The organism is Streptomyces sp. TOM-9, assembly GCF_056858595.1.
Genome location: NZ_JBXEQB010000001.1, coordinates 9299337 through 9324834, shown reverse-complemented (window position 1 = coordinate 9324834; position 25498 = coordinate 9299337). Strand labels below are relative to the sequence as shown.

At 70.0% G+C, this 25498-nt stretch carries 12 protein-coding genes and 1 pseudogene; 6 read left to right on the top strand and 7 right to left on the bottom strand.

The window, feature by feature from the left end; translation table 11 throughout:
* Positions 1-84 precede the first annotated feature (84 nt).
* The 4 genes and pseudogenes from AC1VWI_RS42490 to AC1VWI_RS42475 form a co-directional block, all read right to left on the bottom strand.
* On the bottom strand, positions 85-357 hold the full coding sequence (locus AC1VWI_RS42490) for a hypothetical protein (RefSeq protein WP_499516411.1): 273 nt from the start codon (positions 355-357) through the stop codon (positions 85-87).
* A 94-nt stretch (positions 358-451) separates the two neighbouring features.
* Entirely contained in the window at positions 452-1228 is a 777-nt protein-coding gene (locus tag AC1VWI_RS42485) for an outer membrane protein assembly factor BamB family protein (protein ID WP_499517052.1), read from the bottom strand.
* Positions 1229-1265: 37 nt separating this feature from the next.
* Positions 1266-1802: pseudogene (locus tag AC1VWI_RS42480) on the bottom strand (outer membrane protein assembly factor BamB family protein); the annotation flags it as partial.
* A 356-nt stretch (positions 1803-2158) separates the two neighbouring features.
* Positions 2159-3004, bottom strand: a complete 846-nt coding sequence (locus AC1VWI_RS42475; RefSeq protein ID WP_499516410.1) for an SDR family NAD(P)-dependent oxidoreductase — start codon at positions 3002-3004, stop codon at positions 2159-2161.
* Between the two features lie 112 nt (positions 3005-3116).
* Here AC1VWI_RS42475 and AC1VWI_RS42470 point away from each other — a divergent pair, with 112 nt between their 5' ends.
* The 3 genes from AC1VWI_RS42470 (at position 3117) to AC1VWI_RS42460 (ending at position 4772) form a co-directional block, all read left to right on the top strand.
* Entirely contained in the window at positions 3117-3479 is a 363-nt protein-coding gene (locus tag AC1VWI_RS42470) for a helix-turn-helix domain-containing protein (protein WP_499516409.1), read from the top strand.
* Positions 3464-3949: an MmyB family transcriptional regulator gene (locus AC1VWI_RS42465; protein ID WP_499516408.1), complete on the top strand. Its 486-nt coding sequence runs from the start codon at positions 3464-3466 to the stop codon at positions 3947-3949. The genes AC1VWI_RS42470 and AC1VWI_RS42465 overlap by 16 nt, the downstream gene beginning before the upstream one ends.
* 379 nt (positions 3950-4328) lie before the next feature.
* Positions 4329-4772: a VOC family protein gene (locus AC1VWI_RS42460; protein WP_499516407.1), complete on the top strand. Its 444-nt coding sequence runs from the start codon at positions 4329-4331 to the stop codon at positions 4770-4772.
* Between the two features lie 143 nt (positions 4773-4915).
* On the opposite strand, the gene AC1VWI_RS42455 is transcribed toward AC1VWI_RS42460, so the two are convergent.
* Both AC1VWI_RS42455 and AC1VWI_RS42450 read right to left on the bottom strand, forming a co-directional pair.
* A complete protein-coding gene (locus AC1VWI_RS42455) occupies positions 4916-5113 on the bottom strand; it encodes a hypothetical protein (RefSeq protein WP_499516406.1) in 198 nt (65 codons plus the stop codon).
* A 523-nt stretch (positions 5114-5636) separates the two neighbouring features.
* Complete coding sequence (locus AC1VWI_RS42450) at positions 5637-5864, bottom strand: hypothetical protein (protein WP_499516405.1); 228 nt, start codon at positions 5862-5864, stop codon at positions 5637-5639.
* Positions 5865-6238: 374 nt separating this feature from the next.
* Here AC1VWI_RS42450 and AC1VWI_RS42445 point away from each other — a divergent pair, with 374 nt between their 5' ends.
* Positions 6239-7216 carry a HEAT repeat domain-containing protein gene (locus tag AC1VWI_RS42445; protein ID WP_499516404.1) on the top strand — a complete coding sequence of 326 codons (978 nt, stop codon included), beginning with the start codon at positions 6239-6241 and terminating at the stop codon, positions 7214-7216.
* A 361-nt stretch (positions 7217-7577) separates the two neighbouring features.
* Here the strand turns inward: AC1VWI_RS42445 and AC1VWI_RS42440 are convergent, their stop codons facing one another.
* The gene (locus AC1VWI_RS42440) at positions 7578-8381 is read right to left on the bottom strand and encodes a DUF6193 family natural product biosynthesis protein (protein WP_499516403.1); all 804 of its coding nucleotides are present in this window, start codon (positions 8379-8381) and stop codon (positions 7578-7580) included.
* Positions 8382-8841: 460 nt separating this feature from the next.
* On the opposite strand from AC1VWI_RS42440, the gene AC1VWI_RS42435 reads away from it, so the two are divergent.
* Together AC1VWI_RS42435 and AC1VWI_RS42430 are read left to right on the top strand one after the other, a co-directional pair.
* Entirely contained in the window at positions 8842-9054 is a 213-nt protein-coding gene (locus AC1VWI_RS42435) for an MbtH family protein (RefSeq protein ID WP_499516402.1), read from the top strand.
* Between the two features lie 290 nt (positions 9055-9344).
* Positions 9345-25460, top strand: a complete 16116-nt coding sequence (locus AC1VWI_RS42430) for a non-ribosomal peptide synthase/polyketide synthase (protein WP_499516401.1) — start codon at positions 9345-9347, stop codon at positions 25458-25460.
* Positions 25461-25498: the final 38 nt, after the last annotated feature.

Sequence of the window (25498 nt, the reverse complement as noted above, 5' to 3'; positions counted from 1 at the left end):
GCACGGGGGCCGGTCGGCGAGCAGGGCCGGTGACAGCAGTGACGATGGCCTGTGCGGCGCGGGGTCAAAGTCGCTGATCAGGTGTCACTCATAGCCGAGAAATTCCTTGGAGTGCAGGCGCCACCCGCCGTGCTGCTTGACCAGGACGAAGGCCGTGCGCTCAAAAACGTCGTAGTACCCGGATTCCGGTTCGTGGCCATATGAGAACCAGAGCGCCTCGATCCGCGCCGTCTGCGGGGTCTCGCTGACGACGGTCACCTCTTGCAGCGTGGTCACGGCGCCGAACCCATCGGTTATGTCGTGGTTGTGCGCTCTCGCGTACTCGGCGCAGAAGTCGGCAGGGCTCTGGTAGAGCATCTGAACCTCTTCGGTACAGGTTGCGGCCGGTTCGTATGAGCAGACTGTGATGGGCCTGGACACACTGACCGGCGCGGCGGCTGTGGGTGTGCTGTCAGGGGTTCTCGCGCTGTAGTGCGTACAGCGTGGCGCCGTGCTGGTCTGCCAGTGTCTGTCCGCCGGGGCCCGGGAACGGCTGGGCCAGGATGTAGAGCGTGCGGCCGACCGGGCAGGCCACGGCTTCACCGTTGGCGGTGAGGGGGTGGTGCCAACGAGTGGTGCCGGAAGCGGGGTCCAGGAAGGTGAGCGTGCCCCGGTCGGTGTGTTTCGTGGCGCGGGTGGCCACGCAGATCGTACCGCCGGTCAGGACGGGGCCCTGTGAACTGACCTGGGTTCCCATGTCACGGCTCCAGCGGCGATGGCCGGTGGCGGCGTCGAAGACCTGGACGAGGTAGGAGCCGGTCAGTTCTGGGAACTTCCTTCCCCCGGCCAGGACACTGTCGCCGAAGACGAGGAGGGGGGTCCTCACCATGTCGATGTCGGTGTCCGCCCGCCAGCGCGCACGTCCGGTCGAGGCCTCTATCGCGACGAGGGTGCTGCGGTACTGGTCCCCGTAACGGCGAACCGCCGAGTACAGCGTGCCGCCTGCCCGCTGCATGCTCAACTCGGTCCCGACCGGCAGATTTTCCGCCCGCCGCAGGACCTTCCCCCGAAGCGGCGTCGAGCGTGACGAGCGCGTTGTGCCCCTGGTCGGCGCTACCGCTGCTCGGGCTGGCGGTGATGTGGAGTTCGCCTCCGGCCAGAACCGGGGTTCCCAGGAAGCCTTCGGAAGGGAACTTCCAGCGCAGTGCGCCGGTCGCCAGGTCCACTGCCCACGCCATCGACCCCTCACTGAACACCCCGGTAGTCAGGTACACCAGGCCGTTTCCCGTCACCAGTGCCGACGGTCCCAACGTCACCGCGGGCAGTCGGGTACGCCACCTGGTCCTGCCGGACCCGGCGTCCAGCGCGTGCAGGACCGTCTCCGAAGCCACGGAGCGCTTTCCGGTCACCACGATCATGACGTCCCCGGCCGGTGCCGGGGCGTACAGGGTCAGACCGTCGAGTTCACGTTCCCACAGCACGCGGCCCGAGGACGTCTCCAGGCCGTTCACCACCGTCCGCCCGCCCGTCCGGACGCCGGTGATACAGACGACGCCGGCGCCGAACGCCGGGGCGGACTGGCTCTCAAGCCCCGACAGCGCCTGCCACCGCTTGCCGCCCCGGGACTGCTCCACCGCAGCCACCCCGCCGAAACCCGACACGTACACGACCCCGGCGTGCGCGTTCAGCGCCGACGGATACAACCCGTCCAGCGGCTCGGACCACTCTTGCTTCCACGGCCACTGCTTCACGCCGCTGTCGAAGAGCCGCCAGATGCCCACCCCACCGGCCGCGGCAGCCAGGCCACCCGCGCCCAGCACCATGAACCGCCGCCGCCCCGCGAACAGGCCTGACACCGGCCCGTCAGTTGCCGTCATCCCGTCAGCCGCCTCTGCCCCACACTGCCGCACCGACCCGCCGATCAACCATTCTCGCTCAACTAGCGCCGAAACAGCACGAGTTCGCCTGGTTCCAGGCTGCGATGGCGAGGCGGCGTCCGGCCCAGCGGATGCCCTTTCATTCGTAGGATCAGCTGGACCCAGGGGTTCTGGGTACGGCTGTCAGCGGACCGCCACAAGACGGCTGGAACCGATCCGATGCCCCGGCGACCGGTACCCAGGGTGGAGTCCAGGCTCCCCATCGCACGGGTTGGGAGCCTGGAGACGCATGACGTGAGCGGTCACCTCCCCGCCGGGTTGCCCTGGGCGAGGCAGGAGATGTGGTCCCACTCCTCCAGCCCCGCGAGCCGGCCGGCGAATTCCGTGCGCAGCGCATCGAGGCCGCCTGCGCCGAACAGCACCCGCAGCGGCGGCTTCAGGGCATCGGCCACCGCCAGCAGCGCCGCCGAGGTCGCGGCCGGATCACCCGGGACGAAACCGCTCGCACTCGCACCGGCGCACAAAGCCTCCCGGGCGTGGGTGTAGGCCGGGTTCGGCTGCGACTGCGACTGCGGGGAGGCTGCGGCCAGGCCGGTGGGGAACATGATCGGCTCGATCAAAGTGACGTGGATGCCGTACACCTCGACCTCGGTGGCCAGGGACTGGCTCATGGCTTCCAGGGCCCACTTGGAGGCCTGGTAGATGCCCAGCGCCGGGTAGGCGACCAGCCCGCCGATCGAGGAGACCTGCAGGATCCGGCCGGAGCGGCGCTCGCGCATCCCGGGCAGCACGGCCCGGGTGGCCCACAGCGCACCGAAGTAGTTGACGTCCATCTGCGCCCGGGCCTGCTCGGCGCTGACCTCCTCGACCGCGCCGTGGAGCATGTGCCCGGCGTTGTTGACCAGAATGTCGATGCCGCCGAACTGCTGTTCGGCGGTGTGGACCGCTGCGTCGACGGCAGCCCGGTCGGTCACGTCGAGTTCCAGCGGCAGCAGCCGGCTGCCGTGGCGGTCGGCGAGCGGCTTGAATACCGCTGCGTCGCGGGCGGTGGCCGCGACCTGGTCGCCGTGCTCGAGGACCGCCTCGGCCCAGAGCGCGCCGAGCCCTCGGGAGGCGCCGGTGATGAACCATGTGCGGGCAGTAGCCATGCGATTTCTCCGTACGTGAGTCCGTGCAACCCAGCGTCGGCGGTCCGGCGCGCGGTAGGCAGAGTGAGGTTGTCCCTGGCTACCGCGTCGCCGGGAGCACAGACTTTTCGGCATGGACACCCAGCAGCTCGCCCAGTTCCTCCGCATCCGGCGCGAGGCACTCAGCCCCGCCGACGTCGGCCTGGCCGCAGCCGGGCGGCGGCGTACGCCGGGGCTGCGCCGGGAGGAGGTGGCCGGGCTCACCGGTATCTCGACCGACTACTACACCCGCCTCGAACAGGAGCGGGCCACGGCGACGCCCTCGGAGTCGGTGCTGCGCGCGCTGACCCGCGCGCTGCGGCTGAGCCTGGACGAACGCGACCACCTCTACCGGCTCGCCGGGCTGAACGTGCCGGACCGCCGGCGCGGCGACCGGCACGTCGCCCGGCCCTGCTGGCCGTCCTCGACCGGCTCCACGACGTGCCCGCCCAGGTGATGACCGACCTCGGTGACACGCCGGCCCAGGACCACCTTGCCCGCGCCGTGTTCGGTGACCTCACCGGCCGCAGCGGCCCCGAGGCCAGCATCATCCACCGCTGGTTCACCGACCCCGGCACGCGCTGCGGCTACCCGGTCGAGGACCACGCCAACGAGTCGCGGGCCCTGGTCGCCGACCTGCGGGCCGCCGTCGGCCGCCGCGACGACGACCCCGCCCGCACCCTGGTCGACCGGCTGCGCAGCGACAGCCCCGAGTTCGCCGCGTTGTGGGATCTCCATGGCGTCGCCGTGATGCGGTACCGACGCAAACGGATCCTGCACCCCGAGGTCGGCCTGCTCGATCTGGACTGCCGGTCCCTGATCGACGAGGACCGCACCCAGGTCCTCGCCCTGTTCTCGCCGGTCGCCGGTACCGCGACCGCCGAGCGGCTCACCCTGCTCGGCCTCACCAGCAGGCCCCACCCGTGAACCCGCACCCCCAAGGCCACGACATCAAGTCCGCGGCCGGGCATCTCGGCTTGTCCGCCGACCCGCAGGGCGACCATGAACAGCACGGCCATGATGTAGCTGCGCGTGCAGTCGTGGTTTCGTGGCCACCGAACGAGAACACGCCGAACTGCGCCCCAGGCCGCTCATAGCTAGCTGCCCGACATCCCCGGGGTGTCACAGAACCACAGCCGCTCTGGTCGGCTACTGCGGAGCGGGCGGCCGCCCGGGGCAGAGCCCGCCGGCCTCGTGCACTGCACAAGTCTGCCGCACGCGGCTGAGGTGACGGCCTCGTGGCCACCCCGCTCCGTCGTGGTCCTCACCCCGGGACCACCCCACTTCGACGAAGGGTGACCCGACGATGACGGTACCTCCCGGTGACCTGCCCGTGCCCGAGCACGGTCTGCTCCTCACGCACTTCCTGACCGTGCGGGACGTCACGGTCTCGCGCCGCTTCTACGCCGACGTCTTCGGTGGCCAGGTCGTGATGGAGGAGAACCCGGCGATCGTCAAGATCGCCAACAGCTGGCTCATCATGAACCCAGGCGGTGGACCCACCCCCGACAAGCCGGACGTGACTCTGGAAGCGCCCCACACCGGCGACCGTGTATCCGGTTTCCTGAACGTGCGCGTCGCCGACCTCGCCGCCTTCCATGCGCACGCCGTCGCCCAGGGCGCTCACTTCCTGACCGAACCGGTGGACCGAGGCTCGGAGCTGCGCTGCTACCTGCGGGACCCCGACGGCTACCTCATCGAGGTGGGCCAGTCCACCGGCCTGCTCCGGGGAATCCTGGCCCAGCAATAGCGCAGCAGCACACCAAGGGGGGCCACCACCAACGGACCTGGCACGTCGGCCACTTCGACGGGCCTGTGTACGGCACGCGGACGGCCACCTTGGACGAGCCCGAACTCGAGCTGGTGGCACCCACTCCGGACCTCACACGGGTGTCACCGGTCGTACTGGTCGGTGTACTGCGGCCCGTCCGTCTCGGCCTTGCATCCCTCGGCGCCCGCGGGCATGCCGTGGGAGAGCACGAGAGCGTAGGACTGAGGGACGAAGTCGCAGCCCTTGCCCGACCACTGGGACGCCAGGAAGGTCCAGCCGACGGCAGCGGCGGCGAGTGTGTACTTGGTCTTGGCGTTCATACGAGATCGCGCCTCGGTTACGTAGGGTAATCGGGACCCGACTAGGGGTTATGCATAAGTATGAACGGATTGCACCCATACGCGCACCCCGACCTCAGGGGCAGGTGCACCCCAGGAAAGCCACCGTACGGGGGCCGTGAAAGCCGTCGCCGCAGGTCAGCCCGCGCGGCGGCACCCATTGAGGACGCCACTGGGGATGCGGGCGTGCAGGTATCCGCAGCTTTCGAACTCGTGGACGATGAAGGGCCGCGCCAGCCGGCACCGGGCGGTGGACGGCCGCAGGGCCGCCCGGTGGGAGCGGCACCGCTTGCCACCGTGCTACCGGCAGGCGGCCAGGACGTGCCGGGCGTGGGACTCGTCCGTCGTCACGACGCGGTCAAGGTCAAGGGCCTCGTGGTGATCCGGCGGGTCAGCGTGCAAGCGGGCGGTTGGCACGTCATGGCCGCCGACACACCGTGGCAGGGGGGATCGCCTCACCGGAATACATGACGCCCGATACCGGCCGGCCGCGTCGGGCACCGGGTCACCGGGCCGCCTGCTGAGCCGCCTGGTACGCATCCCACAACGGCTGCACCACCGTGCACTGACGCGCGGCCCCGTCCCGGCACGTCGGGCACGAGGTGGCGTGGTCCAGCCACGCCCGGTACGCCGCCTGAACCGCCTGGTTCACCTGCGCCACACGCGCCCGCACCACAGCACCGGGCCCCGAGCCGGTCTCCAACCAGCGCTCGGCGAACCCGGACTCCCCCATGACCAAAAGCTCCTCAACCCCGCCGGATCCCACATCCGGCCTGCCCCGACAGCCGACCCCAATGTATCCACACGCCGCACAACACACCCTGAACCGCCACATCATCAAGACAACTCCCCCAACTCGCACACACAACTGCCCCGCCGTGCAGCAACCGGTACGGAAACACGGACCCCCTGCACCCCTGAGCAAGCCCGGCTGCCGGTACCCAGGACAGGACGGCACCGGTTCTCCGAGGAACCGGCCAGGCGGAAACCCAGCGCGGTGCTGTGCGGGTGCGGTGACCGGAGCGTACGCTGACCCCCGCCATGCGGGCGCTGGACCGGCGGGAACAGGTCCCCGGTCCACGCCTCACCTCAGGGCAGGAGGCCCAGGTGACACCAGCCGAACTGTTCCGGTACGCCGACGGCACACTGGATGGTGATCCTTGGCCGCTCGTAAGGGAATTGGCCGTGAGCGGTGATCGCTCGGCGGCAGCGTCCGTACAGGCCGCGCTGGAAAGCTACGCGCGCGAGCGTAATTGGTACGGCCGGGACCTGATGGCACATGCCTTGGCCGGTCTCTCCGGGGCCGAAGCGTTCCCGCTGCTCCTGCGGGTCTTCGCCGGCGCGCTGCGCAGCGAGGACGACGATGACGGGGAACAACTGGGCATGGCGTTGAGCGCTGTCATGCGAGCCGATCGGACCGCGTGCCGGGCCGTCATACTCCCGGCGCTCGCCGGTGATGATCCCGACTTGCGCAGAGCCGCGCTATGGGCACTCCGCGACGTATGGGAGACGCCCGACATGGGGGTACTGCGCGACGCGCGGGCCGACCCCGATGCGACGATCCGGCGAACCGCCCTCAACTCCCTGCCGAGCGTGCACAACAACCCACAGGCATACGCGCTTGTGATCACGGCCTTGCAGGATCCGGACCCCTGGGTCCGGCATGATGCCGTGCTCCTGCTGGCCTGGACCGCCCCCTCGGCGGCCGTCGACCACCTGGTTCCGCTTGCCTCCGATCCCGCCTGGTACGTCCGTTCGGTGCTGGGCGAGGCGGTCGGCCGCAGGGCCGCGAACTCCGATCGCGCCCCGGCCGCGGCTGCCGCCCTGCGTGAACTGCTCGCCGACTCCGAACCGTCCGTGCGGGCCGGGGCGGCCCGCGGCCTCGGCATGCTGGGCGTGTCGCTCGATGCCCTGCGGTCCAGGACGGACGACCCAGACTGGTGGGTACGCGCCGCAGTCGCGGGTGTCCTCGCCACCAGTCTGCGGCACTGGCCGCCCGCACGTCCGCTACTGGCCCAACTGACCGACGACACGAATCCGACCGTGCGGGAAACAGCGACAGAAGCACTCCGCGCCTTCGAATGACACCCGCCGGAACTCGAGCGCGTGAGAGCTGGTAACACGATCACGTGGTGCAGCGCAGGTCGGCCGTAACCCCGTAAACGCCTCGACGCGCTGCTCGGCGACAAGGCGTACGACAGCGAAGTGGTCCGCCGGAGCTCAGGCGCCGATGCATCCTGCCGGTGATCCCCCGACGTGGCCACCCGGACATTCACGGCCTGGGCCGGATCCGCTACGTCGTCGAGCAGACGTTCGCTCTGCTGAACCAGTTCAAGCGCCTCGCCGTCCGCTGGGAAGGCCGCATCGACCTCCACGATGCCCTCGTCTCCCTGGGCTGCACGATCATCTGCTGGAGACGCCTCAAGAACCCATGCCCGTCGTCGTGTCATGATCCCAAAGCTTGCGGGACAGCATCGTCGGGCAGGCCGTCCAGGATCATCGCGACCGTTGTCGCCGCACCGTCCACCTCCTGAACCCGACCGTCGGCGAAGGTCACCTCGAATCGGCCGTTGCCGAGCGGTCTGGTCCGTGGCAGGTCGTGACAGATGGGCGGCGCGGCCCGGCGGCTGAAGGTCAGCCAGAACATGGAGCGTCCTGGCGACAGGACCCGCAGTCGCGGCTGTTCGAAGGCGGCTTCGATGAGGTCCTGCCAGTCAGCGTCCTGCCTGCGCACGGCGGACTCGCGCATCATCTGCCACCGAGCCGGCACGGCCTCACCGCGCTCGTGGGCTTCGGCCAGCTCCCAGGTCCTCAGGAAGGCCCACTGCGCGACGAGCTCGCGCACCCTGGCCCCCTGAATCCAGGTGCGCACTGCACCGGCCACCTCGGCCAGGTCCTGCGTGCTGCCCGAGGCCATGTGGATTTCGTGGGCCCAGCAGTCGACCAAGAACGTGCGCTCGCCGCTGGCCATCAGGACATTCGCCGAGCGATCGTCGGCTTCCATCGTCGCGGCGACGAGGCGCCAGCCCGGTGAGGACGTCAGCTCGACCGTAAGCGCACGGCCCTCACGATCGACCGTCGTCTGGAGAGCGTTCTGCAGCGAGCCCGCCTCCACCACCTCGGGATAGAGCGTGGCGTACTTGTGCAGGGGGTGGGTGGCATCCGTTGACGCCACATCCGGAAGCGGCGCGTACTCACCAACCGGATTGGCGACTCTGGCCGGTGTCACACCTGGAAGCTGCTCGGACATACGGCCGAGTCTGCCACCGCAGCCCCCGGATCTGAGGCCATCGACAAGATCGTGCAACGAGCTCTAAGGGTGCTGTCCGATGGAGTTTCGGGGTCGAGGGTCAGGGTCTGCCGGACGGCGAACCCGCGGCGCCGGAGCGAGCCGGGCCAGTGGCCGGAGAGCGTCGCGCCCTTCGCGATGCCGACCACGAAGGCCCGGCACCCGCACACGCCCCGGCGTCGCCGCCGGCCTGAACCCCCGCAGTCCGCGCCGGAACTCGCCGGTCCGCGATCCGGTGCAGCAGCTCAGTCAGGGCCTGCCGCACCCAGACGACAATGCGGGATCCACTGTCACCTGCAACCGCAAGATCATCCCGGTGCTGGTCGGCGGTAACTCCATGTTTGCTTGCGATCGCTACATTCCGCTGAGTAAAGTTCGGTAAAGCACGGGTAATTTGAACGAGCATCAGGAAGCACCAGACATGACGAACCCGTTCGAGGACCAGGAAGCCACTTACCTGGTGCTGGTCAATGCGGAGAAGCAGCACTCACTTTGGCCGACCTTTGTCGAAGTCCCCGAGGGCTGGGATATCGCATTCGGCGAGGCTTCACGACAGGACTGCCTGGACTACGTCGAGCGCTCTTGGACCGACATGCGGCCCAAGAGCCTGGTCGATGCCATGGGCGGCAACTGAACGCCCCGGGATGGGCGGTCCGTTGAATCGCAGCGGACCGCACTCGGGGCCGAGCAGCCCCGGGCAGGGACCGTCGCACGCGCTTCACGTCTTCGCCGCCCTCCGAGCTCCGAGGCGGCTCCCCGGTCCGCCGCCCGGGGACTGAACGCAGACCACAGGTGCCCCATACGGGCGCCGAACTGTTCACCCAGGCCGGATTCACGGCAGGCGGAGACTCGTTCTTCTGATATCAGCGAGAACTCACCACACCTTCGCAGACGGTTGTTAAAGCTTCGCTGGTCGCCACCCGGGTGGGTCCAGCATCACACGGCGCTCGCGGCCGGACCTCCGAGAGCCGAAACAGGATCCGCCGGCCACCTCTGTCGCTGACGGATGCCGACTCCGCGCAGCACGGAATTTCGCGCCGATTTCTCGCTGGATATCAAGTACACGGGATATGCAAAATGCCTAACCATGCCAAAAACGCCCTGACCGCGGCTCAAAAAGGCATCTGGTACGCCCAGGCACTGGATCCGGAAAGCCCGGCCCAGAACATGGTGGAGTACCTGGACATCGCCGGCCCTCTGCAGCTCGGCTTGCTGGAGAAGGCGTTCGGCCAGGCGCTGGCCGAGGCCGAGCTGTCGCATCGGTGGTTCGGGCAGGGCGACGATGGGCCGTGGCAGGTGGCCGAACCGCTGCCTGACTACCGGTTGCCCGTGATCGACCTGCGGGACGAGTCCGAGCCGGTGGCGGCCGCTGAGGCATGGATGCGTGCCGACGCCGCCCGCCCCGCCGATCTCGAACACGGCGGAATCATCACCTTCACCGCGCTCCTGGTGGGCGAGGACAGGACCGTGGTGTATCTGCGGGCCCATCACATCGCGGTGGACGCCGTCGGGTACGGGGTGTGGCTGAACCGGGCGACGGAGATCTACACCGCCCTGGAGGAGGGGCAGGACTGCCCGTTCACGCCGTTCGCGACCCTCGAGGAGATCGTGGCCGACGATGAGTCGTACCGCGGGAGCGCGCAGTTCGCGCAGGACCGGGCGTACTGGGCGGAGCGGATGGGGGACGCGCCCGAGGTCGTGACCCTGGCCTCGCGGACGGCGTCGGCGTCTCGTGATTCCCACCGCCGGACCGCCGTGGTTTCGGCTGAGGTCGCCCAGTCGCTTCGACAGGTGGCCCGCGCGTCGGGCGTCGCTCTGCCCGCCCTGCTGATCGGAGCCGCCGGGCTGTACGTGCACCGGGTGGCGCAGGTGCAGGACGTCGTGCTGGGACTGACCGTCACGGCACGCAGAGGATCGCGTGTGCAGGGGGCGGTGGCGAGCATGGCCCAGGTGCTGCCGCTGCGTATGCGCATCACGGCGGGCATGACCGTGCGTGACCTGGCCAGGGAGGCGTCCGCGCGGAGCCGGGGGGTCCTGCAGCACCAGCGTTACCGGTACGAGGATCTGTATCGCGACCTGAAACTCGCCCGTACGGGCGGTCACCTGTCCGGCCCTGGTATCAACTTCCTTCCCGATGACCGGACGATGCCCCGGTTCGGGCGATGCGAGACCACCGCGCGCACCTACCTGGCGAACGGTGCGGTGGACGACCTGACGATCCTCATCTACGAGCGGGACGCGGGTCTGCGGCTGGACTTCCTGGCCAACCCCACGCTCTACACCGAAGAAGAGAACGCCGCCCACCAGGCGCGTTTCCTGCATCTGCTCGCGGCCCTGGCCGGCCTGGAGCCCGACGCGCCGATCTCCCGGCTGGATCTGGCCACCCCCGTCGAACACCAGCGCATGCTCGTGGAGTGGAACGACACCACCCGGGACGTTCCCCTCGCGACGCTTCCCGAGCTGTTCCAGTCGCAGGTCGCGCGCACGCCGGACGCGACCGCGGTGGTGTTCGGGGACACCCGGTTGACGTACGCGGAGCTGAACGCCCGGGCGAACCGTCTGGCGCGGCTGCTGGTCACCAGGGGTGTGGGGCCGGAGTGCCGGGTGGCCGTGCTGATGGACCGCTCGGTCGACCTGGTGGTCGCCCTGCTGGCGGTGGTGAAGGCGGGGGCGGCGTACGTGCCGGTCGACCCCGCCTACCCCGCCGACCGGATCGGCTACATGCTGCGGGACGCCCGACCCGGCCTCGTGCTCACCAGCGAGGTGGCGCAGGAGGGACTGCCGGATGAGGTGCCTCCGCTGGTGGTCGATGCTCCGGGTACCGTCGCGGTGCTGGGGGACCTGGGTGACACCGACCTGGTCGACGCCGAGCGGTGCGGGGTGCTGCGGTCCGCGCATCCGGCGTACGTGATCTACACCTCCGGTTCCACCGGCCGGCCCAAGGGCGTGGCGGTGCCGCACGCGGGACTGGTGAACCAGTTGGTGTGCCTGCGCGAGGCAAGCGGCACGAGGGCCGGTGACGTCGTTCTGGCACGTACGTCCGTGAGCTTCGACGCGGCCGGATGTGAGGTGTGGCTGCCGCTGGTCAGCGGCGCCGCGATGTCCCTGGTGTCCACCGAGGAGGCCAGGGATCCGCAACGGCTGATGGCTCACATCGTGGGCCACGGCGTCACAGTGGCGCAGCTGGTTCCCTCGATCCTGGACACACTCCCGCTGGAGGACGCGGGTCGTCTCCGGCTCGTCCTCGCTGGTGGCGAGGCGCTTCCCGCTCCTTTGGCGGCGCGGGTCGCCAGGGCATGGGGCGTTTCGCTGATCAATCTGTACGGGCCGACCGAGACGACCATCCAGGTCACGCATGGACGATGGAGTGCGGCAGACCGCGAGCACTCCACCGTGCCCATCGGCCGCCCGGTGTGGAACACCCAGGCGTACGTGCTCGACGGTGCGCTGCGACCGGTGCCGCCGGGTGTCGCAGGCGAGCTGTACATCGCCGGGGTGCAGCTGGCGCGGGGATACCTGGACCGTCCCGCCCTGACCGCGCAGCGGTTCGTGGCCAGCCCGTTCGCGTCGGGTGAGCGGATGTACCGCACCGGTGACCTGGCGCGATGGGGCGCCGACGGTCAGCTGGAGTATCTGGGCCGGGCGGATGACCAGGTGAAGATCCGTGGTTTCCGGATCGAGCCGGGTGAGGTCGAGGCCGCGCTGACGGCACATCCGTCCGTGGACCGGGCGGCGGTGGTCGTGCGTGAGGACCAGCCCGGCGACAAACGCCTGGTCGGATACGTCGTCCCGGCGAGCGGTCCGGACGGTATGGACGTCGCGGACGTCCGTGCCGGCCTGTCAGCCGTGCTGCCCGGCTACATGATGCCGGCGGCGATCGTCGAACTGGACGCGCTCCCGCTCACGGTGAACGGCAAGCTGGACCGCAAGGCACTGCCGGCTCCGACTCACGACGCGGATGCCGGCGGCCGACGTCCTGTGACGGCACAGGAGGAGATCCTGTGCGCGCTGGTCGCCGAGGTGCTCAACCTGCCCTCCGTCGGGGTGGACCACAACTTCTTCGAGGTGGGCGGGCACTCCCTGCTCGCGACCCGTCTGGTCAGCCGCATCCGGTCGGTGTTCGGCGTGGAGATCCCGATCCGGACCCTGTTCGAGGCACCCACACTCCGTGAACTGGCGGGCCGGCTGACCACCTCCGGCGCGTCCCGGCCCCCGTTGACGCCCGCGCGGCGACCGGAGCTGGTGCCGCTGTCGTTCGCCCAGCAACGCCTGTGGTTCCTCAGCGAACTGCAAGGCCCCTCGGCCACCTACAACATCCCCATGGCGCTGCGGCTGACCGGCATGCTGGACACCGACGCCCTCCGCGCCGCGCTGCACGACGTCGTGGGCCGGCACGAGGTGCTGCGCACGATCGTCACCACCGTGGACGGCCGGCCCTACCAGCGGGTCCTTCCGTCCGAGGAGGCATGCGTCGTCCTGCCGGTCGTACCGGTGACGGAAGGCGCTCTGCAGTCGTGGGTGACCGAGGCCGCGGGGCACCGGTTCGACTTGGCCACCGACATCCCCGTCCGCGCGTCGCTGGCCGAGGTGGGGCCGGACGAGCACGTGGTGGTCCTGGTGGTGCACCACATCGCGGGTGACGGCTGGTCGCTGGGCCCGCTGGCGCGTGACCTGTCGGCCGCCTACGCCGCCCGCGCCACCGGTGAACTCCCCGCCTGGAGCGCGTTGCCGGTGCAGTACGCCGACTACGGCATGTGGCAGCGGGAGCTGCTGGGTGACGCGACCGACGCCGGCAGCCTGCTGTCGGAGCAGCTCGCCTACTGGCGCCGCACGCTGGACGGGGCGCCCGAGGAACTGGCGCTGCCCACCGACCGGCCCCGGCCACCGGTCGCCACCCACCGCGGCGGCACCGTCGACCTCCACATCGACGCCGAAGTACACCAGGCGCTGGTCGAGCTGGCCCGCGCACACGGCGTCACCGTGTTCATGGTGACGCAGGCGGCACTGGCCGTCCTCCTGCACCGCCTCGGCGCCGGGGACGACATCCCCATCGGCACCCCCATCGCCGGACGCACCGACGAGGCGGTGGAGGACCTCGTCGGATTCTTCGTCAACACCCTCGTCCTGCGATCCGATGTGTCCGGCGATCCGACGTTCCTGGACATGCTGAGCCAGGCGCGTGAGACGGCTCTGGGCGCGTACGCGCATCAGGACGTGCCGTTCGAACGCCTGGTGGAGGAGCTCACGCCGACCCGGTCGATGGCCCGCCACCCCCTGTTCCAGGTCATGCTCACCCTGCAGAACAACACGACACCGGATCTTGAGCTGCCCGGCCTGAACGTCGAGATTCTGCCCACCGGCGACGTGCCGGCCAAGTTCGACCTCGACGTCCAGCTCAGTGAGCACGTCACCGACGGAGGCGAGCCCGCGGGCCTGCACGGCGTGATCACCTATGCCGTCGACCTGTTCGACCACCACACCGCGGCCGGGATCGGCGAACGTCTGGTCCGGGTCCTGGAAACGGTGACCGCCGATCCGTCGGTCCTCGTGAGCCGGATCGACATCCTCAGCGCGGCCGAACACCACCACATCCTGGAGCAGTGGAACGACACCGGCCGGGAGGTGCCGCCGGCCACGGTGGCGGGGTTGTTCGAGACGCAGGTCGTACGCACCCCGCACGCCACCGCCGTGGCGTTCGAGGGCGTCGAAGTGTCCTACGCGGAACTCAACGCCCGCGCCAACCGGCTCGCCCGACTGCTGGTCGGGAACGGGGCACAGCCCGAACAACTGGTCGCTCTCGCGCTGCCCCGCTCCGTCGACCTCATCGTCGCCATCCTGGCCGTACTCAAGGCAGGGGCTGCCTACCTCCCGATCGATCCCGGTCACCCGGTCGATCGCATCGCCTACGTGATGACCGACGCCCGGCCCGCGCTGGTGGTGACCACCCGTGCGGTGGCGCCGGTACTGCCCGAGGGTACGGAGCGGCTGGTCGTGGACGTCCCCGAAACCGTCGAGGCGATCTCACGTCTTGAGGGCGGGGACCTGACCGCCGCCGGCCGCGGCGCGGCACTGCTGCCCGCCCACCCCGCGTACGTGATCTACACCTCGGGCTCCACGGGCCGGCCGAAGGGCACGGTGGTCTCCCACCACGCGCTCGGCAACTTCGTCGCCGCCATGCGCGAGCACCTGACGCTGGACGCCGACGACGCCCTCGTCGCAGTGACCACAGTGGCGTTCGACATCCACACACTGGAGGTGTACGTACCCCTGGTGTCGGGCGCCCGCGTGGTGCTCGCAGACCGGGACACCACCCGGGACCCGCAGGCGCTGGCGGAACTCATCCGCCAGTCGGCGGCCACGGTCCTGCAGGCGACGCCCGCGGTATGGCAGACCCTGGCCGTGGAGGCCCCGGACGCGATCAGCGGACTGCGGGCACTGGTCGGCGGTGAGGCACTGCCCCCGGCGCTCGCCCAGCAGTTGACGGCGACCACGACGTCGGTGACCAACCTGTACGGCCCCACCGAAACCACCGTCTGGTCGACGCTGGCGCCCCTGCATCCCGGACACCACGGCCGCATACCGATCGGACAGCCCATCTGGAACACCCGGGTATTCGTCCTGGACGCCGCGCTTCGGCCGGTACCGAGCGGCGTGCCCGGGGAGCTGTACATCTCCGGAGCCGGCCTGGCCCGGGGGTACCTCGACCGGCCCGGCCTGACCGCGGAGCGGTTCGTCGCCAACCCCTACGGCGAACCGGGTGAGCGGATGTACCGGACCGGGGACCTGGTTCGCTGGACTGCCGACGGGCAGCTGGAGTATCTGGGCCGTACCGACCACCAGGTCAAGATCCGCGGCTTCCGCATCGAACTCGGCGAGGTCGAAGCCGCCCTGGCCTCCCACCCCGCCGTCACCCAGGCCGCCGTCATCGTCCGCGAGGACCAGCCCGGCGACAAGCGCCTGGTCGGATACGTCGTCCCCTCGAGCGCTCCGGACGGTGTCGACATCGCGGACGTCCATGCCGGCCTGTCAGCCGTGCTGCCGGACTACATGCTTCCGGCGGCCATCGTCGAACTGGACACGCTCCCGCTCACCGTCAACCGCAAGCTGGACCGCAAGGCCCTGCCCGCCCCCGACTACACCGCCGGGGTCACCGGCCGAGGTCCGGCGAACGCCCAGGAAGAAATCCTGTGCGCCGTCTTCGCCGAAGTGCTCAACCTGCCGTCGGTCGGCGTCGACGACAACTTCTTCGACCTCGGCGGCCACTCCCTGCTCGCGACCCGCCTGACCAGCCGCATCCGGTCGGTATTCCGCGTGGAGATCCCGATCCGGGCGCTGTTCGAGACCCCCACCCCGGCCGCCCTCGCCGACCGGCTGACCACCTCCAACGCCTCCCGGCCCCCGCTGGCACCGGCGCAGCGCCCGGAACTGGTGCCACTGTCCTTCGCCCAGCAGCGTCTGTGGTTCCTGGGCGAGCTGGAGGGCCCGTCGGCCACCTACAACATCCCGATGGCGCTGCGGCTGACCGGCACCCTGAACACCGACGCCCTCCACGCCGCGCTGCACGACGTCGTGCGCCGACACGAAGTCCTGCGCACGGTGATCACCACCGTCGACGGCCAGCCCTACCAGCAGATCATCGACGCCGACACGATCGGTGACCTACTTACGGTCGTCGACGTCGAACAGGTCCCGCAGCCTGAGCTGAACCGCCTGATCACCGAAACGGCGCAGCACCGGTTTGATCTCGCGGACGAGATCCCGCTGCGCGCCCGACTGTTCCGGACCGGTCCCGATCACCATGTGCTGGTCGTGGTGATGCACCACATCGCCGGAGACGGCTGGTCGCTGGGCCCGCTGGCCCACGACGTATCGACCGCCCACACCGCCCGCGCCAACGGTGACGTCCCCACATGGGGGCCGTTGCCCGTGCAGTACGCCGACTACAGCCTGTGGCAGCGTCAGTTGCTGGGCGACGCGTCCGATTCCGCCAGCCTGCTGTCGGAACAGTTGGTCTACTGGCGCCACACGCTGGACGGGGCGCCCGAGGAACTGGCGCTGCCGGCCGACCGGCCGCGTCCACCGGCGGCCTCCCATCGCGGCGCCACCGTCGATCTGCACGTCGACGCCGAAGTGCACCAGGCCGTCGTGGAACTGGCCCGGGAACACGGTGTGACCGTGTTCATGGTGATGCAGGCCGCACTGGCTGTGCTGCTGAACCGCCTGGGCGCCGGTGAGGACATCCCCATCGGCACCCCCATCGCCGGACGCACCGACGAAGCACTCGACGACCTCGTCGGCTTCTTCGTCAACACCCTCGTCCTGCGCTCCGACCTGTCAGGGAATCCCGACTTCACGCAGCTCCTCGAGCGCACTCGTGAGCACGCACTCAACGCCTACGCGCACCAGGACGTACCCTTCGAGCGCCTCGTGGAAGAGCTCACACCGACCCGGTCGATGGCCCGCCACCCCCTGTTCCAGGTGATGCTCACCCTGCAGAACACCGGACAGGCCAAGCTCGACCTGCCCGGCTTGACCGTCGCGGCCCTGCCCACCGGCAACGGTCCCGCCAAGTTCGACCTGGACCTCCAGCTCAACGAACACCTCACCGACAGCGGAACCCCGGCGGGCCTGCACGGCGTGATCACCTACGCCACCGACCTGTTCGACCACCACACCGCGGCCGGCATCGGTGAACGATTCGTCCGAGTCCTGGAAGCGGTCACGGCACAGCCGTCCGTCCTCGTGAGCCGGATCGGCATCCTCAGTCCGGCCGAACACCACCGCGTCCTGGAGGAGTGGAACAACACCACCCGGCAGGTGCCGCAGACCACGGTCACGGAGCTGTTCGAGACCCAGGTCACGCGTACTCCCTCGGCGCCGGCCGTGGCGTTCGAAGGCGTCGAAGTGTCCTACGCGGAACTCAACGCCCGCGCCAACCGTCTCGCCCGACTTCTCATCGACCGCGGCGTACGGCCTGAAGACATCGTCGCTCTCGCGCTCCCTCGGTCCGTCGACCTCATCGTCGCCTTCCTGGCCGTACACAAGGCAGGGGCTGCCTACCTCCCGATCGATCCGGGTCACCCGGTCGATCGCATCACCTATGTGCTGTCTGAGGCACGGCCCACGGTCCTCATCGCCGACGATGCGACGTGGGAGAGTCTGCGGGGCGTCGACGTGGCTCGTTTGTCACTCCACGACCCCCTGTTGCGGCAGGACCTGTCGGGCCGCGCCGCGCATGATCTGTCGGACGTGGAACGGCGCAGCCCGCTGCTGCTCGACCACCGCGCGTACGTCGTCTACACCTCGGGCTCCACGGGGCGCCCCAAGGGCGTGGTGGTCACGCATCGCTCGCTCGCCAACAACATCGCCGCCGTCGCGTCGGAATACGGGATCGACGAGCGTTCGCGGGTGCTGGGGGCGACGGCGTTCAGCTTCGATGTGTCGGTGCAGGACCTTTTCATGACCCTGACCTCCGGTGCGGCTTTCGTGCTCGCTGCCGATGAGGATCGGGTCGACCTCGATCGCCTGCAGGGTCTGATGCGTGCGCAGAGCGTGTCGGTGGCGCATGTGACACCGGGGGTGGCGCGGCCGCTGGACCCCGCACGGTTGCCGGAGCTGCGGTTGCTCGTGGTGGGGGGTGAGGCGCCGGACGCGGGGCTGGTCGACCGGTGGACCACTGCAGATCGTGCGTTCTACAACAGCTACGGGCCGACGGAGACGACCATTGGGGCCACGCTCATGCGGTGTGCCGCGCCGTCGTCGGGCCGCATTCCCCCGATCGGCCGTCCGATAGCGAACACCCGCGCCTTTGTGCTGGACCGGTCGTTGCGGCCGGTGCCGCCTGGGGTGGCCGGGGAGTTGTACCTGGCCGGCGTCCAGCTGGCGCGGGGATATCTGGACCGTCCCGGGCTGACCGCCGAGCGGTTCACGGCGAACCCGTTCGGGGCGTCGGGCGAGCGGATGTACCGGACCGGTGACCTGGTCCGGTGGAACGCCGAGGGCCGACTCGAGTTCCTGGGCCGTACCGACGACCAGGTCAAGATCCGCGGCTTCCGCATCGAACTCGGGGAGATCGAGACCGCCCTGCTCACCCACCCGTCCGTCGCCCAGGCGGCGGTGGTGGTGCGGGAGGACCAGCCCGGCGACAAGCGCCTGGTCGGGTACGTCGTCCCGGCGAGCGCTACGGACGGTGTGGACATCGCGGACCTCCGCACCGGCCTGTCCTCCGTGCTGCCGGACTACATGCTGCCGGCGGCGATCGTCGAACTGGACGCGCTCCCGCTCACGGTGAACCGCAAACTGGACCGCAAGGCGTTGCCCGCCCCCGACTACACCGCCACGAGCCCGGGCCGGGAACCACGGACCCTCCAGGAACAGCTCCTCAGCCAGGCGTTCGCCGGCGTCCTCGGTCTCCCGTATGTCGGGGTGGACGACAACTTCTTCGACCTCGGCGGCCACTCGCTCCTGGCGACGCGCCTGGTCAGCCGCATCCGCACCACCCTCGGGGCCGAAGTCCCGGTTCGGGCCGTGTTCGAGACCCCCACCGTCGCCGGGCTCGCCCTCCGTCTCGCCAAGACCGGCTCCGACGCGGCGCGCCTGCCGCTGACGGTCCGGCCGAGGCCTGGGACGGTGCCGCTGTCGTACTCCCAGCAGCGCCTGTGGTTCCTGGAACAGCTGGAAGGACCGTCCGCGCTCTACAACATCCCCATCGCGCTCCGCCTCACCGGCGACCTCGCCCCCGATGTCCTGCGAACCGCTCTCAACGACGTCGTCACCCGCCACGAAGTCCTCCGCACCGTCTTCGGACATGTCGACGGCACACCCGAGCAGCGGGTCCTCGCCCAGCAGGCGATCGACCTACCGCTCTTCCCGGAGGAGATGACGGAGGGCGAGTTGGCGCAGGCGGTGGCGGAGGAAGCACGTCGCCCCTTCGACCTCACCGCTGAACTTCCCCTGCGAGCACGGCTGTTCACTGTCGCACCGCAGGAACACGTCCTGGTCCTGGTGCTGCACCACATCGCCGGCGACGGCTGGTCCCTCGCACCACTCGCCCGCGACATCTCCACTGCCTACACCGCCCGCGCCGACGGCCAAGCGCCGGCCTGGGAACCGCTCCCGGTCCAGTACACGGACTACACCCTCTGGCAGCGCGATCTCCTGGGCGAGGACCACGACGCGGCGAGCATCCTCAGCCACCAGCTGGACTACTGGCGCGAGGCCCTCGCCGGCCTGCCGGAGGAACTCACCCTGCCCACCGACCGGCCCCGGCCACCGGTGGCCGGCCACCGCGGCGGCACCGTCGGCGTGCGCATCGAGAACGAACTCCACCAGCGGATCAACGACCTGGCGCGCGCCGAGGGCGTCACCGTGTTCATGGTGCTCCAGGCCGCCCTCGCGGCGCTGCTCTTCCGCCTCGGCGCGGGTACCGACATCCCCATCGGGACCTCGCTGGCGGGGCGCACGGACGAAAGCCTGGACGAGCTGGTCGGGTTCTTCGTGAACACCCTGGTCATCCGCACCGACGTCTCGGGCGAACCGTCCTTCCGCGAACTGATGCACCGCGTACGCGAACGGGGTCTGGACGCCTTCGCCCACCAGGACGTGCCGTTCGAACGACTGGTGGAAGACCTGGCCCCCTCCAGGTCCATGGCCCGCCACCCCCTGTTCCAGGTCATGCTCGCCCTGCAGAACGCCGCTCCCGCGAGTCTCGATCTGCCCGGCGTCGAAACCCACCTCCTGGACGCGGGCGATCAGCCCGCGAAGTTCGACCTCGACTTCCAGCTCCGTGAGACGCACGCCGGCAGCCTGATCGGCTCCATCACCTACGCCGCCGACCTGTTCGACCACGCCACGGTGGAATCGATGGCCGCGCGGTTCGTCCGGGTCCTCGACACCGTGACCGCCGACCCGGCACGGCCCATCACGGACATCGAGCTGCTCAGCCCGGACGAGCGGCACCGCGTGCTGACGGAGTGGAACGACACCGCCCACGAGGTGCCGGTGGCGACGCTTCCTGACCTCTTCCAGGCACAGGTCGCACGCACCCCCGACGCCACCGCCGTGGTCTTCGAGGACGTCCGGCTGTCCTACGCCGACCTCAACGCACGTGCCAACCGGCTCGCCCGTCTCATGGCCGGACGCGGCGCCGGTCCCGAGACCCTCGTCGCGGTGCACCTGGAACGCTCGGTCGATCTCGTCGTCACCCTGCTGGCCGTCCTCAAAACAGGCGCCGCCTACCTCCCCGTCGACCCCGACCACCCCGCCGACCGCATCACCCGTCTCCTGGACGACGCCGGACCCGTCCTTCTGCTCACCACCCATGCCCTGAAGCCGGCGAACGGCGCACAGGTCCCCTGCCTCGTCCTTGACGACCCGGAGCTGACCACCACCCTGAGCCGTCTGTCCGCGATCGACCTCGAGAACGGCGACCGCACCTGCGGCCTGCTCGTCGATCACCCGGCGTACGTCATCTACACCTCAGGCTCCACCGGACGTCCCAAGGGCGTCACGATCACCCACGGGGGCCTGGTCAACCGGCTGGCGTGGATGCAGGACGCCTACCGGCTGACGTCGGACGACCGGGTGGTGCAGAAGACGCCGTTCGGGTTCGACGTGTCGGTGTGGGAGTTCTTCTGGCCGCTCATCGAAGGTGCGACGCTGGTGGCGGCCCGTCCGGGCGGTCACCGTGACCCGGGGTACCTGGCCGGGCTGGCCCAGCGCGAGCAGGTCACCGTCGCCCACTTCGTCCCGTCGATGCTGCAGGTGTTCGTCGCCGAGCCCACCGCCCGGGATTGCTCATCCCTGCGGGCCGTGGTCTGCAGCGGCGAGGCGTTGCCGGCCTCGTTGCGCGACCAGTTCCACGCGGTGCTGCCGATCCCGCTGCACAACCTGTACGGCCCGACCGAGGCTGCCATCGACGTCACCGCCTTCACCTGCGCGCCGGGGGCCGACGCCGCCGGCGGGGTACCCATCGGACGCCCGATCTGGAACACCCGGGTGTTCGTCCTGGACGCCGCGCTGCGGCCGGTTCCGGCCGGGGTGGCGGGCGAGCTCTACCTCGCCGGCGTGCAGCTGGCCCGGGGCTATCTGGACCGGCCGGGCCTGACCGCCGAGCGGTTCGTCGCCAACCCCTACGGCGGGCCGGGCGAGCGGATGTACCGCACGGGTGACCTGGCCCGGTGGAACACCGACGGGCAACTGGAGTACCTGGGGCGTACGGACGACCAGGTCAAGATCCGTGGGTTCCGCATCGAACTCGGCGAGATCGAGGCCGCCCTGCTCACCCACCCGTCCGTCACGCAGACGGCCGTGGTGGTGCGAGAGGACCGGCCGGGCGACAAGCGCCTGGCCGGGTACGTGGTGGCAGCAGGTGACACGGACGTCGCGGAGATCCGCGCTCACTCGGCTCGGATGTTGCCCGAGTACATGGTCCCGGCCGCGATCGTGGTGCTCGACGAACTGCCGTTGACGGTCAACGGCAAGCTCGACCGGAGGGCGCTGCCGACTCCGGATTACGGTGCGGGGGTCACCGGGCGTGGGCCGTCGACGGTGCAGGAGGAGATCCTGTGTGCGCTGTTCGCCGAGGTGCTCGGCCTGCCCTCCGTCGGTGTCGATGACGACTTCTTCGAGCTGGGCGGGCACTCCCTGCTGGCGGTGACGCTGGTGGAGCGGGCCCGGGCGGCGGGCGTCGCGGTGGATGTGCGGACGCTGTTCACCAGCCCGACCGTGGCCGGTCTGGCGGCACTGGAGGGCGCTCCGAAGGTGGTGCTGCCGGACAACGGCATCCCCGCAGGTGCCACGACGATCACGCCGGAGATGGTGACGCTGGCCGATCTCACGGCGGAGGAGATCGACGCAATCACCGCGGAGGTGCCCGGCGGTGCGGCCAACATCGCCGACATCTACCCGCTGGCCCCGCTCCAGGAGGGCATCCTCTTCCACCACCTGCTGGAGGGCGAGAACGGCAGCGACCTGTACACGCTGCCGTACGTCCTCGGCTTCGACTCCCGGCAGCGGGTGGACGCCGTCCTCGCCGCCGTGCAGCAGGTGGTGGACCGGCACGACATCCTGCGGACGGCCTTCCTGTGGGAAGGGCTCCGGGAGCCCGTCCAGGTCGTCCTGCGCACCGCCCCCGTCTCGGTCCGGACCCTCCAACTGGAGGGCGCGGATGTCGTGGGCGGCCTGCTGGCCACGCGCACCGCGCCGATGGACGTCCGGCGCGCCCCCCTGCTGCAGGCCTGCGTCGCGCAGGAGGCTGACGACGGGCGGTGGTACGTCCTGCTCGAAGTGCATCACCTGGTGCAGGACCGTACGTCCCTCGCCCTGGTCTTCAAGGAGATCCGCGCGATCCTCTCCGGCAGCGGGGACACGCTGCCGGCGCCGCTGCCGTTCCGCGAGTTCGTCGCGCGGGCACGGCTCATGATCTCGGCGCAGGAGCACGAGCGGTTCTTCGCGGAACTCCTGGGGGACGTGAGCGAGTCGACCGCGCCGTACGGGCTGCTGGACGTGCACGGCGACGGCCGCGGCGTGTCCGAGGTGCGCATGCCACTCGACGCGGATGTGGCGCGGCGATTGAGGGAGCAGGCGCGAGGCCTGGGTGTCAGCCCGGCGACGCTGTTCCACGTCGCCTGGGCGCGCGTCGTGGCGGCAACCTCCGGCCGTGACGACGTGGTGTTCGGCACCGTGCTGTTCGGCCGGATGAACGCCGGAGCCGGCGCGGACCAGGTGCCCGGTCTGTTCGTCAACACGCTGCCGGCCCGCCTCGACGTCGGCTCCGTGAGCGTGCGCGACGCTGTGCACGCCCTGCGGCGGCAGCTCGCGGACCTGCTGGTGCACGAGCACGCGCCGCTCATCCTGGCTCAGCGGGCCAGCGCTCTTCCCGCTCGGACGCCGCTGTTCACCTCGCTGTTCAACTACCGGCACGCCGAGGACACCGCCGCACCGACCCCCGAAGGCGTCGAACTGCTGCACGGGCACGAGCGCACCAACTACCCGCTGGAATTCGCCGTCAACGACCAGGACCCCCTGTTCACCTTCACCGTCCAGTCGGTGGCGCCGGTCGATCCGCGATCGGTGGGCGCCTTCATGCACACCGCGGTCGGGGATCTCGTCACGGCGCTCGAGGAGGATCCCGGGCGGCCGTTGCGTGCGATCCACGTTCTGGACGACAAGGAGCGCCGACTGCTGGTCGAGTGGAACGACACCGCCCGCGATGTCGCTCCCGCGACGCTTCCGGAGCTGTTCCAGTCGCAGGCAGCCCGGACCCCGGACGCCACCGCCGTGGCGTTCGAGGACGCCGAACTGTCTTACGCGGAGCTGAACGCGCGGGCCAACCGGCTGGCACGTCTGCTGGTGTCCCGTGGTGCGGGCCCGGAGCAGCGGGTGGCGGTGATGATGGACCGCTCGCCGGAACTCGTCGTCACGCTGCTCGCCGTGCTCAAGGCCGGTGCGGCGTACGTGCCGGTCGACCCGGAGTACCCGGCGGAACGAGTGGCCTATGTGCTGCGTGACGCCACACCGGCGCTGGTGGTGACCACCCGCCAGTTCGAGGGTGCCCTGCCCGAGGACGTGGCACGCGTGGTGCTGGACGACCCCGCGGCCGTGACCGAGTTGCAGAGCCAGGGGGACACCGACCGCGACCAGGTGCCGCTGCCCGCCCACTCGGCGTACGTCATCTACACCTCCGGCTCCACCGGACGGCCCAAGGGCGTTGCGGTCCCCCACGCGGGTGTCGTGAACCGGCTCGCGTGGATGCAGGACACCTACCGGCTGACAGCGGACGACCGGGTGGTGCAGAAGACACCGTTCGGGTTCGACGTGTCCGTATGGGAGTTCTTCTGGCCCCTCCTCGAAGGCGCCACCCTCGTCATGGCCCGCCCCGGCGGACACCGCGACCCCGACTACCTCGCCGACCTCATCCGCCGCGAACACGTGACCATCGCCCACTTCGTCCCATCAATGCTGCAGCTCTTCGTCACCGCGGCCGAGACCTCCCAATGGGCCCTGCCATCACTGCGCGCCGTCATGGCCAGCGGCGAAGCCCTGCCCGCCGAACTCCGCGACCGGTTCACGGCCTTCATCGGCGTCCCCCTGCACAACCTGTACGGACCCACCGAAGCCTCCATCGACGTCACCGCCCACGCCTGCGAACCCGACGCCGACACCGGCGGCGTCGTGCCCATCGGCCGTCCCGTCTGGAACACCCAGACATTCGTCCTCGACACAGCACTGCGACCGGTACCGCCCGGCGTCGCCGGAGAGCTGTACCTCGCCGGAGTCCAACTCGCCCGGGGATACCTCGACCGGCCCACACTGACCGCCGAACGCTTCGTCGCCAACCCCCACGGCGGGCCCGGCGAACGCATGTACCGCACCGGCGACCTCGCCCGCTGGACCACCGACGGGCAACTGGAATACCTCGGCCGCACCGACGACCAGGTCAAGATCCGCGGCTTCCGCATCGAACTCGGCGAAATCGCAGCCGCACTCCTCACCCACCCGGCCGTGGGCCAAGCCGCCGTCATCGTCCGGGAAGACCAACCCGGCGACAAACGCCTCACCGGCTACATCGTCCCGGCGTGCGAGTTGTCCGCCGAGGACGTCGACGCCTTCCGGGCGGCGGGCGGCGCCCTCCGGACCCATGTCGCGACCCTGCTGCCGGAGTACATGGTCCCGTCCGCGATCGTCGTCCTGGACGCGCTGCCGCTGACGGTGAACGGCAAGCTGAACCGTGCCGCCCTCCCGGCGCCCGATTACGCCGGCCAAGGCGAGCGGAGGGAACCCGCATCAGCCGAGGAAGCCGCTCTCTGCGACATCTTCGCCAAGGTGCTGGGCGTCCCCGGCTTCGGAGTGGACGACAACTTCTTCGACCTCGGCGGGCATTCCCTCCTCGCGACCCAGCTCGCCGGTCATATCCGCGCCACCCTCAACAGGGAAGTGCCGATCCGCGCGATCTTCGAAGCGCCCACTCCGGCCGGACTGGCGAAGCGGCTGGGACCGGAGAAGAACAGCCGGCCCGTCCTGCGTCCCCGCCCGCGCTAGGCACTGTCGTTCCTGCGCACCCTTACCTGTTCAGTCCG